At 70.6% G+C, this 20,431-nt stretch carries 18 protein-coding genes; 15 read left to right on the top strand and 3 right to left on the bottom strand.

Features of this window, described 5'->3' with window-relative positions:
• Positions 1-8: 8 nt before the first annotated feature.
• A complete protein-coding gene (locus BX266_RS25095) occupies positions 9-788 on the bottom strand; it encodes a pyrimidine reductase family protein (RefSeq protein WP_099903324.1) in 780 nt (259 codons plus the stop codon).
• A gap of 65 nt (positions 789-853) precedes the next feature.
• Between BX266_RS25095 and zapE the strand changes: the two genes are divergently transcribed.
• The 4 genes from zapE to BX266_RS25115 all read left to right on the top strand — a co-directional run bounded on the left by zapE (position 854) and on the right by BX266_RS25115 (position 6,015).
• Positions 854-1,903, top strand: coding sequence for a cell division protein ZapE (zapE, locus tag BX266_RS25100; RefSeq protein WP_099903326.1), 1,050 nt, complete (start codon positions 854-856; stop codon positions 1,901-1,903).
• 56 nt (positions 1,904-1,959) lie between these two features.
• On the top strand, positions 1,960-4,050 hold the full coding sequence (gene uvrB / locus BX266_RS25105; protein ID WP_099903328.1) for an excinuclease ABC subunit UvrB: 2,091 nt from the start codon (positions 1,960-1,962) through the stop codon (positions 4,048-4,050).
• Positions 4,051-4,239: 189 nt separating this feature from the next.
• Positions 4,240-4,821 carry a TerD family protein gene (locus BX266_RS25110; RefSeq protein WP_099903330.1) on the top strand — a complete coding sequence of 194 codons (582 nt, stop codon included), beginning with the start codon at positions 4,240-4,242 and terminating at the stop codon, positions 4,819-4,821.
• A 213-nt stretch (positions 4,822-5,034) separates the two neighbouring features.
• Positions 5,035-6,015 (top strand): TerC family protein, encoded by a 981-nt coding sequence (locus BX266_RS25115; RefSeq protein ID WP_099903332.1) that lies wholly within the window; start codon positions 5,035-5,037, stop codon positions 6,013-6,015.
• A 72-nt stretch (positions 6,016-6,087) separates the two neighbouring features.
• Here the strand turns inward: BX266_RS25115 and BX266_RS25120 are convergent, their stop codons facing one another.
• Both BX266_RS25120 and BX266_RS25125 read right to left on the bottom strand, forming a co-directional pair.
• A complete protein-coding gene (locus BX266_RS25120) occupies positions 6,088-6,741 on the bottom strand; it encodes an MBL fold metallo-hydrolase (RefSeq protein ID WP_099903334.1) in 654 nt (217 codons plus the stop codon).
• 46 nt (positions 6,742-6,787) lie between these two features.
• Entirely contained in the window at positions 6,788-7,540 is a 753-nt protein-coding gene (locus BX266_RS25125) for a maleylpyruvate isomerase family mycothiol-dependent enzyme (RefSeq protein ID WP_099903336.1), read from the bottom strand.
• Positions 7,541-7,731: 191 nt separating this feature from the next.
• Here BX266_RS25125 and uvrA point away from each other — a divergent pair, with 191 nt between their 5' ends.
• From uvrA to BX266_RS25180, 11 genes are all read left to right on the top strand, one after another.
• Positions 7,732-10,608, top strand: coding sequence for an excinuclease ABC subunit UvrA (uvrA, locus tag BX266_RS25130; protein ID WP_099903338.1), 2,877 nt, complete (start codon positions 7,732-7,734; stop codon positions 10,606-10,608).
• 107 nt (positions 10,609-10,715) lie between these two features.
• Positions 10,716-11,138 (top strand): Rieske (2Fe-2S) protein, encoded by a 423-nt coding sequence (locus BX266_RS25135; protein ID WP_099903340.1) that lies wholly within the window; start codon positions 10,716-10,718, stop codon positions 11,136-11,138.
• A gap of 118 nt (positions 11,139-11,256) precedes the next feature.
• Complete coding sequence (uvrC, locus tag BX266_RS25140) at positions 11,257-13,257, top strand: excinuclease ABC subunit UvrC (protein WP_099903342.1); 2,001 nt, start codon at positions 11,257-11,259, stop codon at positions 13,255-13,257.
• 2 nt (positions 13,258-13,259) lie between these two features.
• Entirely contained in the window at positions 13,260-14,138 is an 879-nt protein-coding gene (gene rapZ, locus BX266_RS25145) for an RNase adapter RapZ (protein ID WP_099903344.1), read from the top strand.
• Positions 14,139-14,214: 76 nt separating this feature from the next.
• Complete coding sequence (gene yvcK, locus BX266_RS25150) at positions 14,215-15,249, top strand: uridine diphosphate-N-acetylglucosamine-binding protein YvcK (RefSeq protein ID WP_099908291.1); 1,035 nt, start codon at positions 14,215-14,217, stop codon at positions 15,247-15,249.
• Complete coding sequence (gene whiA, locus BX266_RS25155) at positions 15,240-16,220, top strand: DNA-binding protein WhiA (RefSeq protein WP_014138611.1); 981 nt, start codon at positions 15,240-15,242, stop codon at positions 16,218-16,220. The genes yvcK and whiA overlap by 10 nt, the downstream gene beginning before the upstream one ends.
• A 231-nt stretch (positions 16,221-16,451) precedes the next feature.
• Positions 16,452-17,459, top strand: a complete 1,008-nt coding sequence (gene gap / locus BX266_RS25160; RefSeq protein ID WP_099903346.1) for a type I glyceraldehyde-3-phosphate dehydrogenase — start codon at positions 16,452-16,454, stop codon at positions 17,457-17,459.
• 160 nt (positions 17,460-17,619) lie between these two features.
• Positions 17,620-18,825, top strand: a complete 1,206-nt coding sequence (locus BX266_RS25165) for a phosphoglycerate kinase (RefSeq protein WP_099908293.1) — start codon at positions 17,620-17,622, stop codon at positions 18,823-18,825.
• 7 nt (positions 18,826-18,832) lie between these two features.
• Positions 18,833-19,618: a triose-phosphate isomerase gene (tpiA, locus tag BX266_RS25170; RefSeq protein ID WP_099903348.1), complete on the top strand. Its 786-nt coding sequence runs from the start codon at positions 18,833-18,835 to the stop codon at positions 19,616-19,618.
• An 88-nt stretch (positions 19,619-19,706) separates the two neighbouring features.
• Positions 19,707-19,940, top strand: a complete 234-nt coding sequence (gene secG / locus BX266_RS25175; RefSeq protein WP_099903350.1) for a preprotein translocase subunit SecG — start codon at positions 19,707-19,709, stop codon at positions 19,938-19,940.
• Between the two features lie 162 nt (positions 19,941-20,102).
• Positions 20,103-20,390 (top strand): RNA polymerase-binding protein RbpA, encoded by a 288-nt coding sequence (locus BX266_RS25180; protein WP_014138616.1) that lies wholly within the window; start codon positions 20,103-20,105, stop codon positions 20,388-20,390.
• Positions 20,391-20,431 lie beyond the last annotated feature (41 nt).

Below are 20,431 nucleotides of genomic sequence, written 5' to 3' on the forward strand. Positions count from 1 at the left end.
GATGTCGATCAGGTGAGGGCGGGGTCGCTCGGGGACCGGTCCGGTTCGGTCGGCCGCAGATAGCGGGTGAAGAGGAAACCTTTCTCCTCGATCAATGACACCAGCCGCATCGGCCGGGCGTGAGGAATTTGCGGACCGTTCACGATCCTCGGTGAATCACCCGCCGTCACCAACGGGGCCACCGACAGGCACAACTCGTCCAGCAGGCCGTCCGCCGCGAGCTGGCCGAGCAGGCGGGGACCGCCCTCCGAGAGCTGCCGGCGCCAACCACGCTCCGTGAGCGCCGCCACCGCCAGGGGGAGGTCCACCGACCCCGTTCCTGCGGTGATCACATCGGCTCGCTCGGCGGTCCTGGCCAGCTTCCCGGCCGGCGCGTCGACGGTGGTGATCACCACCGTCGGCACCAGCGGCTCGGTGAACAGCGGCGCCGACAGGTCCAGTTCCAGGCTCCGGGTCACCACCGCGATCACCGGCGCGGGCAACTGGCCCGCGGCGGCCCGCCGCTCGGCGAACTCCGCCCGCACCCGCCCCGGCCGGTACCCCTCCGCCCGCACCGTCTCCGCGCCCACCAGCACCACGTCGCAGAGCGCCCGCAGCACCCCGAAGATCCGCTTGTCCGCCTCGCTGGACAGCCCCTCCGAGAGGCCGTCCAGCCGGGCCGCGCCGTCCAGCGAAGCCACCATGTTCGCCCGCAGCCAGCGACCGGCGCCGGACGGGTACGCGTACGCCTGCGCCAGCCACTCCAGGCTGCCGGGGCTGCCGGGGGTGTCGCCGATCAGTTGCTCCATGCTCCGAGTCTGGCAGCCGCCCTGTGCGCGCACCCGCCTGCACCGCTCGCGTACCCTGTTGTTCCGTGTCTGCTGCTGCCTCGGAGTCCGATATCCACACCGCGATAGCCCTGGCCGATCGGCGTCCGGTGGTCCCGGCCGAGCGGCTGGTGGCGGAGATGGTGCCGCCGCCGCGTTTCGCCGGGGTGAGCTTCGGCAGCTACCTGCCGGACTCCTCGCAGCCGAGCCAGTACGAGGCCGTCCAGATCCTGGAGTCCTTCGCGGCGGGCCTGAACAGCGGGGCCGAGGCGCCCAGGCGCGGCTGGTTCCGGCGGTCCGCGCCGGCGCCGACCGGCCCGGCCGGGATCTACCTGGACGGCGGGTACGGCGTCGGCAAGACGCACCTGCTGGCCTCGCTCTGGCACGCCGTCCCGGGCCCGAAGGCGTTCGGCACCTTCGTCGAACTCACCAACCTGGTGGGCGCGCTGACCTTCCAGGGCGCGGTCAGGACGCTGAGCTCGCACCGGCTGCTGTGCATCGACGAGTTCGAGCTGGACGACCCGGGCGACACCGTCCTGGTGTCCACGCTGCTCGGCAAGCTGGTGGAGAACGGCGTCAAGCTGTGCGCGACCTCCAACACGCTGCCGGAGAAGCTCGGCGAGGGCCGGTTCGCCGCCGCCGACTTCATGCGCGAGATCCAGGGCCTGTCCGCGCACTTCCGCCCGGTCCGGATCGACGGCCAGGACTACCGCCACCGCGGCCTGCCGGACGCCCCGCCGCCGTACAGCGACGAGCAGGTGACCGCCCGGGCGGCCACCACCCCCGGCGCCTCGCTGGACGACTTCGACGTGCTGCTGGAACACCTCAAGGAGGTGCACCCCAGCCGGTACGGCGCGCTGCTCGACGAGGTCGGCTCGGTGTTCCTGCGCGGGGTCCGGCAGGTGGACGACCAGGCCACGGCGCTGCGCCTGGTGGTGCTCGCGGACCGGATGTACGACCGGGAACTCCCGATCACCGCCTCCGGCGTGCCGTTCGACCAGGTCTTCACCGAGGAGATGCTGCGCGGCGGCTACCGCAAGAAGTACCTCCGCGCCGTCTCCCGCCTGGTCGCCCTGGCGCGCGACTCCGCGAAGTAGCCCCGCTCCGCCCGGCCCCGGCACCGAGTGTCGGTGGCCGGTCGTACCGTGGAGGCGTGCGTCCCATCACGAGTATCGAGCGGTCCGTGGCGCCCTTCGAGGTCGTCAGCCCCTACCAGCCCAACGGTGACCAGCCGGCGGCCATCGCCGAGCTGGAGCGCCGGATCCGCGCGGGCGAGCAGGACGTCGTCCTGCTCGGTGCGACGGGTACCGGCAAGTCGGCGACCACCGCGTGGATGATCGAGAAGCTGCAGCGCCCCACCCTGGTGATGGCGCCGAACAAGACGCTGGCCGCGCAGCTGGCGAACGAGTTCCGCGAGCTGCTGCCGAACAACGCGGTCGAGTACTTCGTCTCGTACTACGACTACTACCAGCCCGAGGCGTACGTCCCGCAGACGGACACCTACATCGAGAAGGACTCCTCGATCAACGAGGAGGTGGAGCGGCTGCGCCACTCCGCCACCAACAGCCTGCTCACCCGGCGGGACGTCGTGGTGGTCGCCTCGGTGTCCTGCATCTACGGCCTCGGCACCCCGCAGGAGTACGTGGACCGGATGGTCCGGCTCAAGGTCGGCGAGGAGATCGACCGGGACGCGCTGCTCCGCCGGTTCGTGGACATCCAGTACACCCGCAACGACCTGGCGTTCAGCCGCGGCACCTTCCGGGTCCGCGGCGACACCATCGAGATCTTCCCGGTGTACGAGGAGCTCGCCGTCCGGATCGAGATGTTCGGCGACGAGATCGAGGCGCTGTACACCCTGCACCCGCTGACCGGCGAGGTGATCAGCGAGGACGAGTCGGTGTACGTCTTCCCGGCCTCGCACTACGTGGCGGGCCCGGAGCGGATGGAGCGCGCGGTCCGTGACATCGAGGCCGAGCTGGAGCAGACGCTGGCCCGGATGGAGAAGCAGGGCAAGCTGCTGGAGGCCCAGCGGCTGCGGATGCGCACCACGTACGACATCGAGATGCTCCGGCAGATCGGCACCTGCTCGGGCGTGGAGAACTACTCGATGCACTTCGACGGCCGCGAGCCCGGCTCGCCGCCGAACACCCTGCTCGACTACTTCCCCGAGGACTTCCTGCTGGTCATCGACGAGTCGCACGTGACGGTCCCGCAGATCGGCGCGATGTACGAGGGCGACGCCTCGCGCAAGCGCACGCTGGTCGAGCACGGGTTCCGGCTGCCCTCGGCGATGGACAACCGCCCGCTGAAGTGGGAGGAGTTCCTGGAGCGCACCGGCCAGACGGTCTACCTGTCGGCGACCCCCGGCAAGTACGAGATGGCGCGCGGCGACGGCCAGGTCGAGCAGATCATCCGCCCGACCGGTCTGATCGACCCGGAGATCGTGGTCAAGCCGACCGAGGGCCAGATCGACGACCTGGTGCACGAGATCCGGCAGCGGGTGGAGAAGGACGAGCGGGTCCTGGTCACCACGCTGACCAAGAAGATGGCCGAGGACCTCACCGACTACTTCCTCGGCCTGGACATCCGGGTCCGCTACCTGCACAGCGACGTGGACACGCTGCGCCGGATCGAGCTGCTGCGCGAGCTGCGGGCCGGCGAGTACGACGTGCTGGTGGGCATCAACCTGCTCCGCGAGGGCCTCGACCTGCCCGAGGTCTCGCTGGTGGCGATCCTGGACGCCGACAAGGAGGGCTTCCTGCGCTCCGGCACCTCGCTGATCCAGACCATCGGCCGTGCGGCCCGTAACGTCTCCGGTCAGGTGCACATGTACGCCGACAAGATCACCCCGGCGATGGAGCTGGCGATCGACGAGACCAACCGCCGGCGCGCCGTCCAGCAGGCGTACAACGAGAAGCACGGGATCGACCCGCAGCCGCTCCGGAAGAAGATCGGCGACCTGCTCTCCACCATGGCGGGCGAGGACGTCGACACCGACGAGCTGCTCGCCACCGGGTACCGGCAGCAGGGCAAGGGCAAGGCCCCGGTCCCCTCGCTGGGCATCGACCGCAAGCCGGCCAAGAGCCTGCCGGCGTCCGAACTGGCCGGTCTGATCCAGGACATGACGGACCGGATGCACACGGCCGCGGCCGAGCTGCAGTTCGAGGTGGCGGCCCGGCTGCGGGACGAGGTGAAGGAGCTCAAGCGCGAGCTGCGCCAGATGCGCGAGGCCGGAATGGCCTGATCCGTTGCCGGCGGGTGTCGGAAACGGCCGTTGTGTCGTGGTTCTGCCACAGTCTCGCCCGTCCCCGTCCGGGGCGGCGGGGCGGCGGCGTAGGGTTGTGCGCGGTCGGTTCGGGGCCTCGCCGCCCCGGGTCCGGCCGGAGGCGCGGCGTGTATCCGGGGGAGCCCGGGGGAAGCAGAGGTCGGCAGCGTGTCCGTGAACCTGGCCAAGGGCCAGAGCGTGAGCCTGTTGAAGTCCACCGGCGAGACGCTGACCGTGGTCCGGATGGGCCTCGGGTGGAAGTCCGCTCCCGGCAAGCGCGGCTTCTTCAGCCGCCGTCCCAAGGAGATCGACCTCGACGCCTCCGCCCTGCTGTACGACGGCAAGGCGATGAGCGACGTGGTGTTCTTCTCGCACCTGGTCAGCAATGACGGCTCGGTGCAGCACACCGGCGACAACCTGACCGGCGGGGCCGGTGCGGGCGGCGACGACGAGAGCATCCTGGTCGACCTGACCAAGGTGCCGCGCCGGGTCACCCAGATCGTCTTCACCGTCAGCTCGTACAGCGGCCAGAACTTCCTGGAGGTGGAGAACGCGCACTGCCGGCTGATCGACGAGCCCACCGGCAAGGAGCTGGCCCGGTACGAACTCACCGGCGGCGGCACGCACACCGGCCAGATCATGGCCAAGGTCGAGCGGGACGGCGCCGGCTGGAAGATGACCGCGATCGGGGCCCCCGCCACCGGGCGCACCTTCCGGGACATGCTGCCCTTCATCGAGCCGTTCCTTTAGGGGTTTCTTTACCTTCTTTACCTCCCCTTGGTTCTCCTGTTAACCTCTAGGAGAGCGGAGGGGAGTATTCCCCGTTCAGTGACCCCGTCATCACGGGTGCCCGTCGCGGCATCCCGGGGCGCTGGTCGCACGGTGGCCCGTTGGCGCGCCGTGCGGCGGAAGAGACCTCCGGCAAGTGACGATGTTGTTCGCCTACCTGCCGGAGGAGCAGTAGTGGACGTTTCCGTGGGCCTTTGGGCCGGCACCATCGCGGTGCTGGTCATCCTGATCGTGGCCGATTTCTTCATCGGCGGCCGCAAGCCGCACGAGGTCTCCATCAAGGAGGCCGGGATCTGGACGGCGGTCTGGATCGCGCTCGCCGTGCTGTTCGGCGTCTTCCTCTGGTGGTACGGCGGCGGACAGCCGGCCGGTGAGTTCTTCGCGGGCTACATCACCGAGAAATCGCTCAGCGTCGACAACCTGTTCGTGTTCATTCTGATCATGGGCAAGTTCGCGGTGCCGAGGATCTACCAGCAGCGCGTGCTGATGTTCGGCGTGATCATCGCGCTGGTGCTGCGGGCGGTCTTCATCGCCGGCGGCGCGGCGCTGGTCTCCAGCTTCTCCTGGGTGTTCTACATCTTCGGCGCGTTCCTGATCTGGACGGCCTGGAAGCTGATCAAGGAGGCCCGCGCCGAGGAGGAGGACGAGGAGTTCGAGGAGAACCGCCTGCTCAAGTCGATCGAGAAGCGCTTCCCCTCCACCGACAAGTACCACGGCACCAAGCTGATCATCCGGGAGAACGGCCGCCGGCTGATGACCCCGATGCTCATCGTGATGCTCGCCATCGGCACCACCGACGTGCTGTTCGCGCTGGACTCGATCCCGGCGATCTTCGGCCTCACCCAGGACCCGTACATCGTCTTCACCGCCAACGCCTTCGCGCTGATGGGCCTGCGCCAGCTGTACTTCCTGCTCGGCGGCCTGCTGAAGAAGCTGGTCCACCTGTCGTACGGCCTGTCGGCGATCCTCGGCTTCATCGGCGTCAAGCTGGTGCTGCACGCCATGCACGAGAGCGGCCTGCACGTCCCGGAGATCAGCATCCCGGTCTCGCTGGGCTTCATCGGGCTGACCCTGGCGATCACCACCGTCACCAGCCTGATCGCCGCGCGGAAGCAGGGCGACGACGCGGACCGGCCGGAGAAGATCGACGCCTGACGCCGCGGCGCCCGGCGCCGCGTGAGGGGCCCCCGCCGTCGCCGACGGCGGGGGCCCCTCACGCGTGCGGGCTCACCAGCCGCGCTCGCGCCACTCCGGCAGGTGCGGGCGCTCGGCGCCCAGCGTGGTGTCGTTGCCGTGGCCCGGGTAGACCCAGGTCTCGTCCGGCAGGACGTCGAAGATCTTCTCGTTGACGTCCCGGAACAGCGAGTCGAAGGCGGCCGGGTCCCCCCAGGTGTTGCCCACCCCGCCCGGGAACAGGCAGTCGCCGGTGAACAGGTGCGGGTGGCCCTGCGGGTCGTCGTAGACCAGCACGATCGCGCCCGGGGTGTGGCCGACCAGGTGACGGACCGTCAGCTCGATCTGCCCGACCCGGAGCACCGAGCCGTCCTCCAGCGCCACGTCGGTGGGCACCTCGATGCCCTCCGCGTCGATCCGGCCGGCCGCGGTGCGCGCCCCGGTGGCGGCCACCACCTCGCCGAGCGCGCCCCAGTGGTCGCGGTGCCGGTGGGTGGTCACCACCATCGCCAGCCGGCTGCCCACCGTCTCCAGCAGCACCGGCGCGTCGGCGGCGGCGTCGATCAGCAACTGCTCGTCGGTGGCCCGGCAGCGCAGCAGGTAGGCGTTGTTGTCGTACGGGCCGACCGCCACCTTGCTGACGATCAGGTGCGCCAACTCGCGGACGTCCGGCGCACCGCCGACCTTGACCGCTCCGTGGTACGTCATCGGGCCGCTCCTCGCTGCTGCTGGGCTGTCGGGTCAGTCGCTGCCATCATCCCATCGGGGGGAGCCGCGGCAGCGAGCTGCGCGGGTCGACCAGGCCCTCCTGGCCGCGGTGCACCTGCAGGCCGTCGCCGTCGGAGCGGCCGGACAGCCAGCCGGTCAGCGCCCGCACCGGGCCCTCCACGGTCAGCTCCGGCTCGCCGTCGCCGCCCAGCCGGGCCCGCAGGCCGGCGTCCTCCGCGACCACCAGGGTGGCGGGCAGGCCGTCGACCGCGCCGAACTGGGCGCCCAGCCGCCGGAACTCGGCGCTCGCGAACGGCTCCGGCCAGTGCGCCGGGGTGTAGCCGGCGTTCAGGTCGACGTGGTGGTACTCCAGCTCGGCCAGCCGCTTCACCGGCAGCTGCCAGGCCGGGAACAGGTAGCCCGCCCGGTGCTTGACCGAGGCGCCCCAGTGCTCGGGCGCGAGCAGGGCGGCGGCGTCCAGGAAGCGCTGCTGGCTGTCCCGAAGGTCGGCGACCTGCTCGGCCAGCGGCCGCCCGGCGCCGGCCTCGATGTCGGCGTCCCGCGCCTCGGGGCTCGCGTACTGCGGGATGTCCTCGCCGGTGCGGGCCGCCGTCAACAGGTTGACCAGCGAATCAGCATTGCGGGCGAGGTGGGTCAGCACGTGGCCGCGGGTCCACCCGGGCAGCCCGGACGGTTCGAACACCTCGGCGGGCTTCAGCTCGCCGAGGGTGTGCAGCAGCAGGTCGGTGCTCTCCGCGGTGGCCCGCAGCTGCTCGGCTGCGGTGGTGGCGTCGCTCATCGGCGGGTGCCTTTCGTTTCCCGGGCCGGTTGTCAGTCGTTGACGCTACCGTCGAGCGCGGGTGCCGTTCACTCGTCCGGGTGGACCCAGCTGGACAGCTCGTTATTCGAACGAATGAGCTAGTACGCTGGCGGGCGCATCCTGGAAGAAGCAGACCTCACATTTCGACCCGGAGAAAGGCGCCAGAAGCAGTGGCAGACCGCCTCATCGTCCGCGGTGCACGCGAGCACAACCTCAAGAACGTCTCGCTCGACCTGCCCCGGGACTCCCTCATCGTCTTCACGGGCCTCTCCGGGTCCGGCAAGTCCTCGCTGGCCTTCGACACGATCTTCGCCGAGGGCCAGCGGCGCTACGTCGAGTCGCTGTCCTCGTACGCCCGGCAGTTCCTCGGGCAGATGGACAAGCCGGACGTCGACTTCATCGAGGGACTGTCCCCGGCCGTCTCGATCGACCAGAAGTCCACCAACCGGAACCCGCGCTCCACCGTCGGCACCATCACCGAGGTGTACGACTACCTGCGCCTGCTGTTCGCCCGGATCGGCAAGCCGCACTGCCCGCACTGCGGCCGCCCGATCGCCCGGCAGTCGCCGCAGGCCGTCGTCGACAAGGTGCTGGAGCTGCCCGAGGGCACCCGGTTCCAGGTGCTCAGCCCGGTGGTCCGCGAGCGCAAGGGCGAGTTCGTCGACCTCTTCGCCGACCTGCAGTCCAAGGGCTACGCCCGGGCCCGGGTGGACGGGCAGACCGTCCAGCTCACCGAGCCGCCCACGCTGAAGAAGCAGGAGAAGCACACCATCGAGGTGGTCATCGACCGCCTCGCCGTCAAGAGCAGCGCCAAGCGCCGGCTCACCGACTCGGTGGAGACCGCCCTCAAGCTGGCCGGCGGCATGGTGGTGCTCGACTTCGTCGACCTGCCGGAGGACGACCCCGAGCGCGAGAAGATGTACTCGGAGCACCTCTACTGCCCGTACGACGACGTGTCGTTCGAGGAGCTGGAGCCGCGGTCCTTCTCCTTCAACTCGCCGTTCGGCGCCTGCCCGGACTGCTCCGGCCTCGGCAACCGGATGGAGGTCGACCCGGAGCTGATCGTCCCCGACGAGGAGAAGTCGCTCGACGAGGGCGCCATCCACCCGTGGTCCCAGGGCGCCACCAAGGAGTACTTCCAGCGCCTGGTCGACGCGCTCGCCGGCGAGCTCGGCTTCCGCACCGACATCCCCTGGGCCGGGCTGCCGGTCCGCGCCAAGAAGGCCCTGCTGTACGGGCACAAGACGCAGGTCGAGGTCCGCTACCGGAACCGCTACGGCCGCGAGCGCTCCTACACCACCGCCTTCGAGGGCGCCGTCCCGTTCGTGACGCGCCGGCACTCCGAGTCGGAGAGCGACTCCAGCCGCGAGCGCTTCGAGGGCTACATGCGCGAGGTGCCCTGCCCGACCTGCAAGGGCACCCGGCTCAAGCCGGTGGTCCTCGCCGTCACGGTGATGGAGAAGTCGATCGCCGAGGTCTCGGCGATGTCGATCAGCGACTGCGCGGACTTCCTCGGCGCCCTGCGGCTGGACCGCCGGGACAAGCAGATCGCCGAGCGGGTGCTGAAGGAGGTGCTGGAGCGGCTGCGCTTCCTGGTCGACGTCGGCCTCGACTACCTGTCGCTGAACCGCGCCGCCGGCACCCTGTCCGGCGGCGAGGCCCAGCGCATCCGGCTCGCCACCCAGATCGGCTCCGGCCTGGTCGGCGTGCTCTACGTGCTGGACGAGCCGTCCATCGGCCTGCATCAGCGCGACAACCACCGGCTGATCGAGACCCTGGTCCGGCTGCGCGACATCGGCAACACGCTGATCGTCGTCGAGCACGACGAGGACACCATCAAGACCGCCGACTGGATCGTCGACATCGGCCCCGGCGCCGGCGAGCACGGCGGCAAGGTGGTGCACTCCGGCTCGCTCAAGGAGCTGCTGAAGAACGAGGAGTCGCTGACCGGCCAGTACCTGTCCGGCAAGCGCAGCATCCCGATCCCGACGGTCCGCCGCCCGCGCGACAAGAAGCGGCAGATCGTGGTGTACGGCGCCCGCGAGCACAACCTCAAGGACGTCACGGTCGCCTTCCCGCTCGGCACCTTCACCGCCGTCACGGGCGTCTCCGGCTCCGGCAAGTCCACGCTGGTCAACGACATCCTGTACTCGCACCTGGCGCGCGAGCTGAACGGCGCCCGCAGCGTCCCCGGCCGGCACACCCGGATCACCGGCACCGACCTGGTCGACAAGGTGGTGCACGTCGACCAGTCGCCGATCGGCCGCACCCCGCGCTCCAACCCGGCCACCTACACCGGCGTCTTCGACCACGTGCGCAAGCTCTTCGCGGAGACCCAGGAGGCCAAGGTCCGCGGCTACCTGCCCGGCCGGTTCTCCTTCAACGTCAAGGGCGGCCGCTGCGAGAACTGCTCCGGCGACGGCACCATCAAGATCGAGATGAACTTCCTGCCGGACGTCTACGTCCCCTGCGAGGTGTGCCACGGCGACCGCTACAACCGGGAGACGCTGGAGGTCCACTACAAGGGCAAGTCCATCGCCGAGGTGCTGAACATGCCGATCGAGGAGGCGCTCGACTTCTTCGAGGCCGTCCCCGCGATCGCCCGCCACCTGAAGACCCTCAAGGAGGTCGGCCTCGGCTACGTCCGCCTCGGCCAGCCCGCCACCACCCTCTCCGGCGGCGAGGCCCAGCGCGTCAAGCTCTCCGCCGAACTCCAGAAGCGCTCCACCGGCCGCACGGTCTACGTCCTCGACGAGCCCACCACCGGCCTGCACTTCGAGGACATCAGCAAGCTGATCAAGGTCCTGGAGGGCCTGGTCGACAAGGGCAACACCGTCATCGTCATCGAGCACAACCTCGACGTCATCAAGACCGCCGACTGGCTGGTCGACATGGGACCCGAGGGCGGCTCCGGCGGCGGCAGCGTCGTCCTGGAGGGCACGCCGGAGGAGGTCGCCGCCTCCACCGCCAGCCACACCGGCAAGTTCCTCCGGGACATCCTCCCGGGCGTCTCCGACGCCAGCCCGGTGAAGCGCAGGAAGAAGTAGTCCCGACACCGCCGGGGGCCCGCCCGGGGAGCGCAAGTCGCTCCCCGGGCGGACTCATTGGCGCGTGCTAGGTTGCTGCCGCCGTTCCCCGTCGCTGAGGAGTCCACGTGTCCGAGCCCGTCGCTTCCCGCCGTACCGTCCTGTGCTGCGCGGCCGTCGCGCTCGCGGGCACCGCGGCGGCCGGCTGCTCCTCGTCCAAGGACGAGAAGCCGACCGGCACCTCCGCCGCGGCCGGCCCGATCGACCTCGGCCCCGCGGCGGACGTCCCCGTGGGCGGCGGCAAGGTGTACCGGGAGCAGGCCGTCGTGGTGACCCAGCCGGCCGCCGGCGAGTACAAGGCGTTCAGCGCCAAGTGCACCCACGCGGGCTGCCTGGTGAACGGGGTCGAGAAGCAGCAGATCCAGTGCCTGTGCCACGGCAGCCGGTTCGGCATCGCCGACGGCGCGGTGCAGGACGGACCGGCCCCGAAGCCGCTGCCCGCGTACCAGGTCGCGGTGCAGAACGGGAACCTCCAGGTCACCAAGGGCTGAGCGGATCGCCGCCCCGGAGACGACGAACGCGGCGCAGCCGGCGGCGGCCCGGGAGCCGGCGCCGTCCGACTGTCGGTGATCGCCGCGGAGTGTCGGCGGCAGTCGGTACGGTAGGGGCATGGCTGACCCGTCCACCTACCGTCCGGCTCCGGGGGCGATCCCGCTCCTGCCCGGGGTGTACAAGTTCCGTGACACGCACGGCCGGGTCATCTACGTGGGGAAGGCGAAGAGCCTGCGCCAGCGGCTCTCCTCGTACTTCCAGGACGTGGCGAACCTGCACCCCCGCACGGCCACGATGGTGACCACCGCGGCGTCGGTGGAGTGGACGGTGGTGTCCACCGAGGTCGAGGCGCTGCAGCTGGAGTACTCCTGGATCAAGGAGTTCGACCCGCGGTTCAACGTGAAGTACCGGGACGACAAGAGCTACCCGGAGCTGGCGGTCACGCTGAACGAGGAGTTCCCGCGGGTCCAGGTGATGCGCGGGGCGCACAAGAAGGGCGTGCGGTACTTCGGGCCGTACGGGCACGCCTGGGCGATCCGCGAGACGGTGGACCTGATGCTCCGGGTGTTCCCGGTCCGGACGTGCTCCAACGGCGTGTTCAAGCGGGCCCAACAGGTCGGGCGACCCTGCCTGTTGGGCTACATCGGCAAGTGCGCCGCGCCCTGCGTGGGCAAGGTGACCGCCGCCGAGCACCGCGAACTCGCCGAGGAGTTCTGCGACTTCATGGCCGGCCGGACGGGCAACTACCTGCGCCGCCTGGAACTGCAGATGCAGGACGCGGCCGCCGAGATGGAGTACGAGAAGGCCGCCCGGCTGCGCGACGACCTGGGCGCGCTGCGGCGCGCGATGGAGAAGAACGCGGTGGTGCTCGGCGACGGCACCGACGCGGACCTGCTGGCCCTCGCCGAGGACGAGCTGGAAGCCGCCGTGCAGATCTTCCACGTCCGCGGCGGCCGGGTCCGCGGCCAGCGCGGCTGGGTCACCGACAAGGTCGAGGACGTGGACACCGCGGGCCTGGTGGAGCACGCCCTGCAGCAGCTGTACGGCGCGGGCACCGAGCAGGTGCCGCGCGAGGTGCTGGTCCCGGCGGTGCCGGAGGAGGCCGTCCGGGAGTGGCTGACCGGGCTGCGCGGCGCGCAGGTGGACGTCCGGGTGCCGCAGCGCGGCGACAAGAAGGACCTGATGGAGACGGTGCAGCGGAACGCCCAGCAGGCGCTGGCGCTGCACAAGACCAAGCGGGCCTCGGACCTGACGACCCGTAGCCGGGCGCTGCAGGAGATCGCCGACGCCCTGGAGCTGGACTCGGTGCCGCTGCGGATCGAGTGCTTCGACATCTCGCACCTGCAGGGCGAGGACGTGGTCGCCTCCATGGTGGTGTTCGAGGACGGCCTGGCCCGCAAGAGCGAGTACCGCCGGTTCCAGATCAAGGGCTTCGAGGGTCAGGACGACGTCCGCTCGATGCACGAGGTGATCACCCGCCGGTTCCGCCGCTACCTGCAGGAGCGCGAGCAGACCGGGGAGTGGGCCGTCCCGGAGGAGGCCGGCGAGGAGGAGGCGCTCACCGACGAGACCGGCCGCCCCAAGCGCTTCGCCTACCCGCCGCAGCTGCTGGTGGTCGACGGCGGGCAGCCGCAGGTCGCCGCCGCCCAGCGGGCGCTGGCCGAACTGGGCATCGACGACGTCGCGGTGTGCGGGCTGGCCAAGCGCCTGGAGGAGGTGTGGCTGCCCGGGCAGGACGACCCGGTGGTGCTGCCGCGCTCCAGCGAGGGCCTGTACCTGCTGCAGCGGGTGCGCGACGAGGCGCACCGCTTCGCCATCACCTACCAGCGCGCCAAGCGTGCCAAGCGGCTCACGGCGGGGGAACTGGACTCCGTCCCCGGGCTCGGCGAGACTCGCCGCCGGGCCCTGCTCAAGCACTTCGGTTCGCTGAAGAAGCTGAGGGCGGCGACGGTCGACGAACTGTGCGAGGTGCCGGGGATCGGGCGCCGGACGGCCGAGACTGTTGCGGCAGCCTTGGCCTCCCGTACACCTGCCGCATTCGCGGTGAACACCGCGACGGGCGAGATCATCGAAGACAGCACGACCACAGCGGTTCCGAGAAGCGGGGAAGAGACGTGACTGTGTCCAACGGGGGAGAGAGCACCCCCGAGCTGGTGATCATCTCCGGCATGTCCGGGGCGGGGCGCTCCACCGCCGCGAAGTGCCTGGAGGACCTCGGCTGGTTCGTGGTGGACAACCTGCCGCCCGCACTGATCCCGACCATGGTCGACCTGGGGGCACGCTCGCAGGGCGCGGTGCCGCGGATCGGCGTGGTGGTCGACGTCCGCGGCCGGACGTTCTTCGACGACCTGCTGACCTCCCTGGAGGAGCTGGAGAAGCGCGGCGTCCGGCTGCGGGTGGTCTTCCTCGACTCCTCCGACGACGCGCTGGTCCGCCGCTTCGAGTCGGTCCGCCGCCCGCACCCGCTGCAGGCAGAGGGCCGGATCGTCGACGGCATCGCCCAGGAGCGCGAGCTGCTGCGCGAGCTGCGCGGCGAGGCCGACCTGGTGGTCGACACCTCCAACCTCAACGTGCACCAGCTGCGCGCCAAGCTGGACGCCCAGTTCTCCGGCAACGACGAGCCGGAGCTGCGCGCGACCGTGATGTCCTTCGGCTTCAAGTACGGCCTGCCGGTCGACGCCGACCTGGTGGTGGACTGCCGCTTCCTGCCGAATCCGCACTGGGTGCCGGAGCTGCGGGCCCGTACCGGAACCGACCCGGACGTGGCAGAGTACGTCTTCCAGCAGCCCGGGGCGCAGCCGTTCCTGGACGGCTACACCGAGCTGCTGCGGATCATCACCGAGGGCTACCGCCGCGAGGGGAAGCGTTACATGACGCTTGCCGTAGGCTGCACCGGAGGCAAACACCGCAGCGTCGCGATGTCCGAGCAGCTGACGAAGCGTCTGATCGCGGACGGGGTCGAAACGGTGCTGGTCCACCGCGACATGGGCCGGGAGTGACGGCCGGGGAACCCCCAGTACCCGGACCGCCGCCCGGCCGAGCACGAGACAGGAACATGGGGTCGGCGTGGGATACGTGCCAGCACGGCAGCAGCTCCAGAACAGACCTGCCGAGCGGGCACCGCGTCGAGCTCCCAAGATCACCGCGCTGGGCGGCGGGCAGGGCCTGTCCGCCTCGCTGTCCGCGCTGCGCAGGCTGACCAACGAGCTGACCGCGGTGGTCACGGTCGCCGACGACGGCGGGTCCAGCGGGCGGCTGCGCGCCGAACTCGGCGTGCTGCCGCCCGGTGACCTGCGCAAGGCGCTGGCGGCGCTGTGCGGCGACGACGACTGGGGCCGCACCTGGTCCGAGGTGCTCCAGCAGCGCTTCACCGGCACCGGCGAGCTCGGCGGCCACGCGGTCGGCAACCTGCTGATCGTGGCGCTGTGGGAGAAGCTCGGCGACCCGGTGGAGGCGCTGAACTGGGTCGGCCGGCTGCTGAACGTGCAGGGCCGGGTGCTGCCGATGTCCGCGGTGCCGCTGGACATCGAGGCGCAGGTGCGCGGCCACGACCCGGCCCGCCCCGGCGAGGTGTCCGCGGTGCGCGGCCAGGCGTCGGTGGCGATCACCCCGGGCACCGTGCAGTCGATCCGGCTGCTGCCGGACGGGCCGCCGGCCGTCCCGGAGGCCGTGCAGGCCGTGCTGGAGGCGGACTGGGTGGTGCTCGGCCCCGGCTCCTGGTTCACCAGCGTGCTGCCGCACCTGCTGGTCCCGGAACTCGCCAAGGCGCTCACCGAGACCCGGGCCCGCCGGCTGCTCACCCTCAACCTGGCCCCGCAGCCGGGCGAGACCGAGGGTTTCACGCCGCAGCGCCACCTGGAGGTGATCGCCGACCACGCCCCGGACCTGGTCGTGGATGCGATCCTGGTGGACGAGCGGGCGGTCACCGGCGGCGCCTTCGGGATCGCCGACCTGGCCGGCCTGGAACAGGCCGCCGAGCGGATGGGCGCCGCACTGGTGCTCGGTTCGGTGGCCCGCTCCGACGGCACTCCGCGACACGACCCGGAGCTCTTGGCCGCGGCGTACGACCGGATTTTCCGGACTCATGGAAGGATCGGCCCATGGCGATGACGGCAGCGGTGAAAGACGAGATCTCCCGGCTTCCCGTCACCCGTGCCTGCTGCCGCAAGGCGGAGGTCTCGGCGATCCTGCGTTTTGCGGGCGGACTGCACATTGTGAGCGGCCGCATCGTGATCGAGGCGGAGCTGGACACCGGCATTGCGGCACGGCGGCTGCGCAAGGACCTCCTGGAGATCTTCGGACACTCCTCGGATCTGGTGGTGATGGCCCCCGGCGGCCTGCGACGCGGCAGCCGGTACGTGGTGCGGGTGGTGAAGGACGGCGAGTTGCTGGCCCGGCAGACCGGGCTGGTGGACGGACGCGGACGGCCGATCCGGGGCCTGCCCCCGGCGGTGGTCTCCGGCGCGACCTGCGACGCGGAGGCGGCCTGGCGCGGCGCGTTCCTGGCGCACGGTTCGCTGACCGAGCCCGGGCGCTCCTCCTCCCTGGAGATCACCTGCCCCGGTTCGGAGGCGGCGCTGGCCCTGGTCGGCGCGGCCCGCCGGCTGGGCATCCCGGCGAAGGCCCGCGAGGTGCGCGGCGTGGACCGGGTGGTGATCCGCGACGGCGACGCGATCGGCGCGCTGCTCACCCGGCTCGGCGCGCACGAGTCGGTGCTGGCCTGGGAGGAGCGCCGGATGCGGCGCGAGGTGCGGGCCACCGCCAACCGGCTGGCCAACTTCGACGACGCCAACCTGCGCCGCTCGGCCCGCGCCGCGGTCGCCGCGGGGGCCCGGGTGCAGCGCGCGCTGGAGATCCTCGGCGAGGAGGTGCCCGAGCACCTGGCCGCGGCCGGCGCGCTGCGCATGCAGCACAAGCAGGCCTCGCTGGAGGAGCTCGGCGCGCTCGCCGACCCGCCGCTGACCAAGGACGCGGTGGCCGGCCGGATCCGCCGCCTGCTGGCGATGGCGGACAAGCGGGCCGCCGAACTCGGCCTGCCGAACACCGAGGCCAACCTCACCGAGGAGATGGCCCTCAACTGACGGGAAGTCAAGCTCCCGCGGCGTACCGAGAAAGGGCGTCCGGAGCACCTCGCGGCCACCGCCGCGGCGTGTTCCGGGCGCCCTTTCCGGCCAACTGGGCCATTGCGCCCTACCGGTGAGGCGATGTGCTTTGGAACACTTGAGGGAGGTAGGGTCAGCAGTGGTCGGGGACAACCCAAATTTCACCCCCGTCGGGCTCCGTGCCCGGCGTACCTAAGAGGAGATCGGTTCGTGACGATCCGGGTAGGCATCAACGGGTTCGGCCGCATCGGCCGCAACTTCTTCCGTGCGGTCAAGTCCCAGGGCGCTGACATCGAGATCGTCGGTGTCAACGACCTGACCGACACCAAGACCCTGGCTCACCTGCTCAAGTACGACACCACTCTCGGTACCTTCCCCGGCGAGGTCTCGCACACCGAGGACAGCATCACCGTCGACGGTCACACCTTCAAGGTCACCGCCGAGCGCGACCCCGCCAACCTTCCCTGGGCCGCCCTGGGCGCCGACATCGTCGTCGAGTCCACCGGCATCTTCACCAAGGCCGATGCTGCGAAGAAGCACATCACCGCCGGTGCGAAGAAGGTCATCATCTCGGCGCCCGCCACCGACGAGGACATCACCATCGTCCTGGGCGTCAACGAGGACAAGTACGACGCGGCTGCGCACGACATCATCTCGAACGCCTCCTGCACCACCAACTGCGTGGCGCCGATGGCCAAGGTTCTGCACGAGAACTTCGGCATCGTCAAGGGCCTGATGACCACCGTGCACGCCTTCACCAACGACCAGGTCACCCTGGACTTCCCGCACAAGGACCTGCGTCGCGCCCGCGCCGCCTCGCAGAACATCATCCCGACCTCGACCGGTGCCGCCAAGGCCACCTCCCTGGTCCTGCCGGAGCTGAAGGGCAAGCTGGACGGCACCTCGCTGCGCGTCCCGGTCCCGACCGGCTCCATCACCGACCTGGTGGTCACCCTCGAGCGCGAGGTCACCAAGGACGAGGTCAACGCCGCGTTCCAGAAGGCCGCCCAGGAGGGCCCGCTCAAGGGCTACCTGGCGTACACCGAGGACCCGATCGTCTCCTCGGACATCGTCAACGACCCGCACTCCTGCATCTTCGACTCGCAGCTGACGATGGTCCAGGGCAACCAGGTCAAGGTGCTCGGCTGGTACGACAACGAGTTCGGCTACTCCAACCGCCTGGTCAACCTGGTCGCCCTGGTCGGCGAGCAGCTCTGACCCCAGCGGTAGCTGACGTGACGTAAGGGGCAGGGCCCGGACGGCTGTCACCGCCGACCGGGCCCTGCCGCTGCGCCCACCCTCGTCCGTCCTACCTCTCACCGGTGACCCGCTGCCGTGTCGCCGTCTGCGCACCGTTCCACCCCTGAGGAGCATGACCGTGAAGACGATCGAAGACCTGGAGGTCTCCGGCAAGCGGGTGTTCGTCCGCGCCGACCTCAACGTGCCGCTGTCCGGTGACACCATCACCGACGACGGCCGGATCCGCGCCGTCGCGCCGACCATCGCCAAGCTCGTGGAGCGCGGCGCGCGCGTCGTGGTGGCCTCGCACCTGGGCCGCCCGAAGGGCGAGCCGGACCCCAAGTTCTCCCTCGCGCCGGTGGCGGTCCGCCTCGGCGAGATCCTGGGCCGCCCGGTGGCGTTCGCCACCGACACGGTCGGGGAGAGCGCGAAGGCCACCGTCGCCGCCCTCGGCGACGGCGAGGTCACGCTGCTGGAGAACCTGCGCTTCAACGCCGGCGAGACGTCCAAGGACGACGCCGAGCGCGGTGCGTTCGCCGACCGACTGGCCGCCCTCGCCGACCTGTACGTGGGCGACGGCTTCGGCGCGGTGCACCGCAAGCACGCCTCCGTCTACGACCTGCCGGCGCGGCTGCCGCACGCGGTCGGCGACCTGATCGCCACCGAGGTGGGCGTGCTCAAGCGCCTCACCGAGGACGTGGCCCGCCCGTACGTGGTGGTGCTCGGCGGCTCGAAGGTCTCCGACAAGGTCGGCGTGATCGAGAACCTGCTCGGCAAGGCCGACCGGATCCTGATCGGCGGCGGCATGATGTACACCTTCATCGCGGCCCAGGGCCACGGCGTGGGCGCCTCGCTGCTCCAGGAGGACCAGATCCCGGTCGTCCAGGACTACCTGAAGCGCGGCGCCGAGCAGGGCGTGGAGTTCGTGATCCCGCTGGACACCGCGGTATCCGGCAGCTTCCCGGACGTCAAGGGCGGCGCCCCGGTCGAGGACTACGCGGTCGTCGACGTGGACGCCATCCCGGACGGCGCGCTCGGCCTGGACATCGGCCCGAAGACCGCCCAGCTGTTCGCGGAGAAGATCGCCGACGCGAAGACCGTGTTCTGGAACGGCCCGATGGGCGTCTTCGAGCACCCGGCGTTCGCCGACGGCACCCGGGCGGTCGCCCAGGCGCTGCTCGACTCGGACGCGTTCACGGTGGTCGGCGGCGGCGACTCGGCGGCGGCGGTGCGCACCCTGGGGTTCGACGAGGCGAAGTTCGGACACATCTCGACCGGCGGTGGCGCGAGCCTCGAGTACCTGGAGGGCAAGACCCTTCCCGGTCTCGCCGCCCTGGAGGACTGAGAGAGACATGACTGAGCGTCTCCCGCTGATGGCGGGCAACTGGAAGATGAACCTCGACCACCTCGAGGCCATCCAGCACACCCAGAAGCTGGCGTTCTCGCTGGCCGACAAGGACTTCGCGGCCGTCGAGGTCGCCGTCCTGGTGCCGTTCACCGACCTGCGGTCGGTGCAGACCCTGGTCGACGGCGACAAGCTGAAGATCAAGTACGGCTCGCAGGACATCTCCCAGCACGACGGCGGGGCCTACACCGGCGAGGTGTCCGGCCCGATGCTGGCGAAGCTGAAGGTCGCCTACGCGGTGATCGGCCACTCCGAGCGCCGCCAGTACCACGGCGAGGACGAGCCGATCGTCAACGCCAAGGTGAAGGCCGCCTACCGCAACGGGATCACGCCGATCCTGTGCATCGGCGAGCCGCTGGACATCCGCAAGGCCGGCACCCACGTCGCGTACACCCTGGCGCAGCTGGACGGCGCGCTGGACGGCGTCCCCGCCGCCGACGCCGAGAGCATCGTCGTCGCGTACGAGCCGGTCTGGGCGATCGGCACCGGCGAGGTCGCCACCCCCGAGGACGCGCAGGAGGTCTGCGGCGCGATCCGGGCCCGGCTCGCCGAGCTGTACGGCGCCGAGCTGGCCGACAAGGTCCGGGTGCTGTACGGCGGTTCGGTGAAGTCCTCGTCCGCGGCCGGCCTGATGGCCAAGCCCGACATCGACGGCGGTCTGATCGGCGGCGCCTCGCTGGACGCCGAGGAGTTCGTCAAGATCGTGCGTTACCGTGACCAGGCAGTAGGCTAACGCCGCCGCAGCAACGTAGGCTTTGGGGCCGGACCGCGTGACGCGGGCCCGGCCCCTTCGCCGCAGATTCGAGAGAGTTGGTCCCGTCGTGGTTCTCGGGTTCGAGATTGCTCTGATCATCTTCAGTGTGCTGATGATCCTCATGGTGCTGCTCCACAAGGGCAAGGGCGGCGGCCTGTCCGACATGTTCGGCGGCGGCGCGGCCTCGACCGGTGGCGGCTCCGCGGTGGCCGAGCGCAACCTCGACCGCATCACGGTGATCCTCGGTCTCGCCTGGTTCGCGTGCATCGTGGTGCTCGGGCTGCTGCTCAAGAACAACTGACCCGAAGTCGGCGGGCGGTGGTGGCGCAGGCTTAACTCCCGCTTACACTAGGACGACTTCGCCACCGTCCGCCCAGCCGCGGCCGGACGGCACCAGCACGCAGGGAGTCAGACCGTGGCAAGTGGCAACGCGATCCGAGGCAGCAGAGTCGGCGCCGGCCCGATGGGCGAGGCGGAGCGCGGCGAGTCCGCCCCGCGCAACCGGATCTCCTTCTGGTGCGCCAACAAGCATGAGACGCGCCCCAGTTTCGCGGCGGAGGCCGCCATCCCGGACACCTGGGACTGCCCCCGCTGCGGCTTCCCGGCCGGCCAGGACGAGCACAACCCGCCCGCCCCGGCCCGCAACGAGCCCTACAAGACGCACCTGGCGTACGTCCGCGAGCGGCGCACCGACGCCGACGGCGAGGCGATCCTCGCCGAGGCGCTGGCGAAGCTGCGCGGCGAGATCTGAGACGGCGCACCACGCGAAAGCCGCCCACTCGGGGAGTTCCC

The organism is Streptomyces sp. TLI_171, assembly GCF_003610255.1.
GTDB lineage: Bacteria > Actinomycetota > Actinomycetes > Streptomycetales > Streptomycetaceae > Kitasatospora.

Coding starts and splice junctions, on each gene's coding strand:
- tpiA (WP_099903348.1), top strand. CDS start 18,833: ATGACTGAGCGTCTCCCGCTGATGGCGGGCAACTGGAAGATGAACCTC.
- BX266_RS25095 (WP_099903324.1), bottom strand. CDS start 788: ATGGAGCAACTGATCGGCGACACCCCCGGCAGCCCCGGCAGCCTGGAG.
- BX266_RS25180 (WP_014138616.1), top strand. CDS start 20,103: ATGGGCGAGGCGGAGCGCGGCGAGTCCGCCCCGCGCAACCGGATCTCC.
- whiA (WP_014138611.1), top strand. CDS start 15,240: ATGGCGATGACGGCAGCGGTGAAAGACGAGATCTCCCGGCTTCCCGTC.
- BX266_RS25120 (WP_099903334.1), bottom strand. CDS start 6,741: ATGACGTACCACGGAGCGGTCAAGGTCGGCGGTGCGCCGGACGTCCGC.
- uvrC (WP_099903342.1), top strand. CDS start 11,257: ATGGCTGACCCGTCCACCTACCGTCCGGCTCCGGGGGCGATCCCGCTC.
- BX266_RS25125 (WP_099903336.1), bottom strand. CDS start 7,540: ATGAGCGACGCCACCACCGCAGCCGAGCAGCTGCGGGCCACCGCGGAG.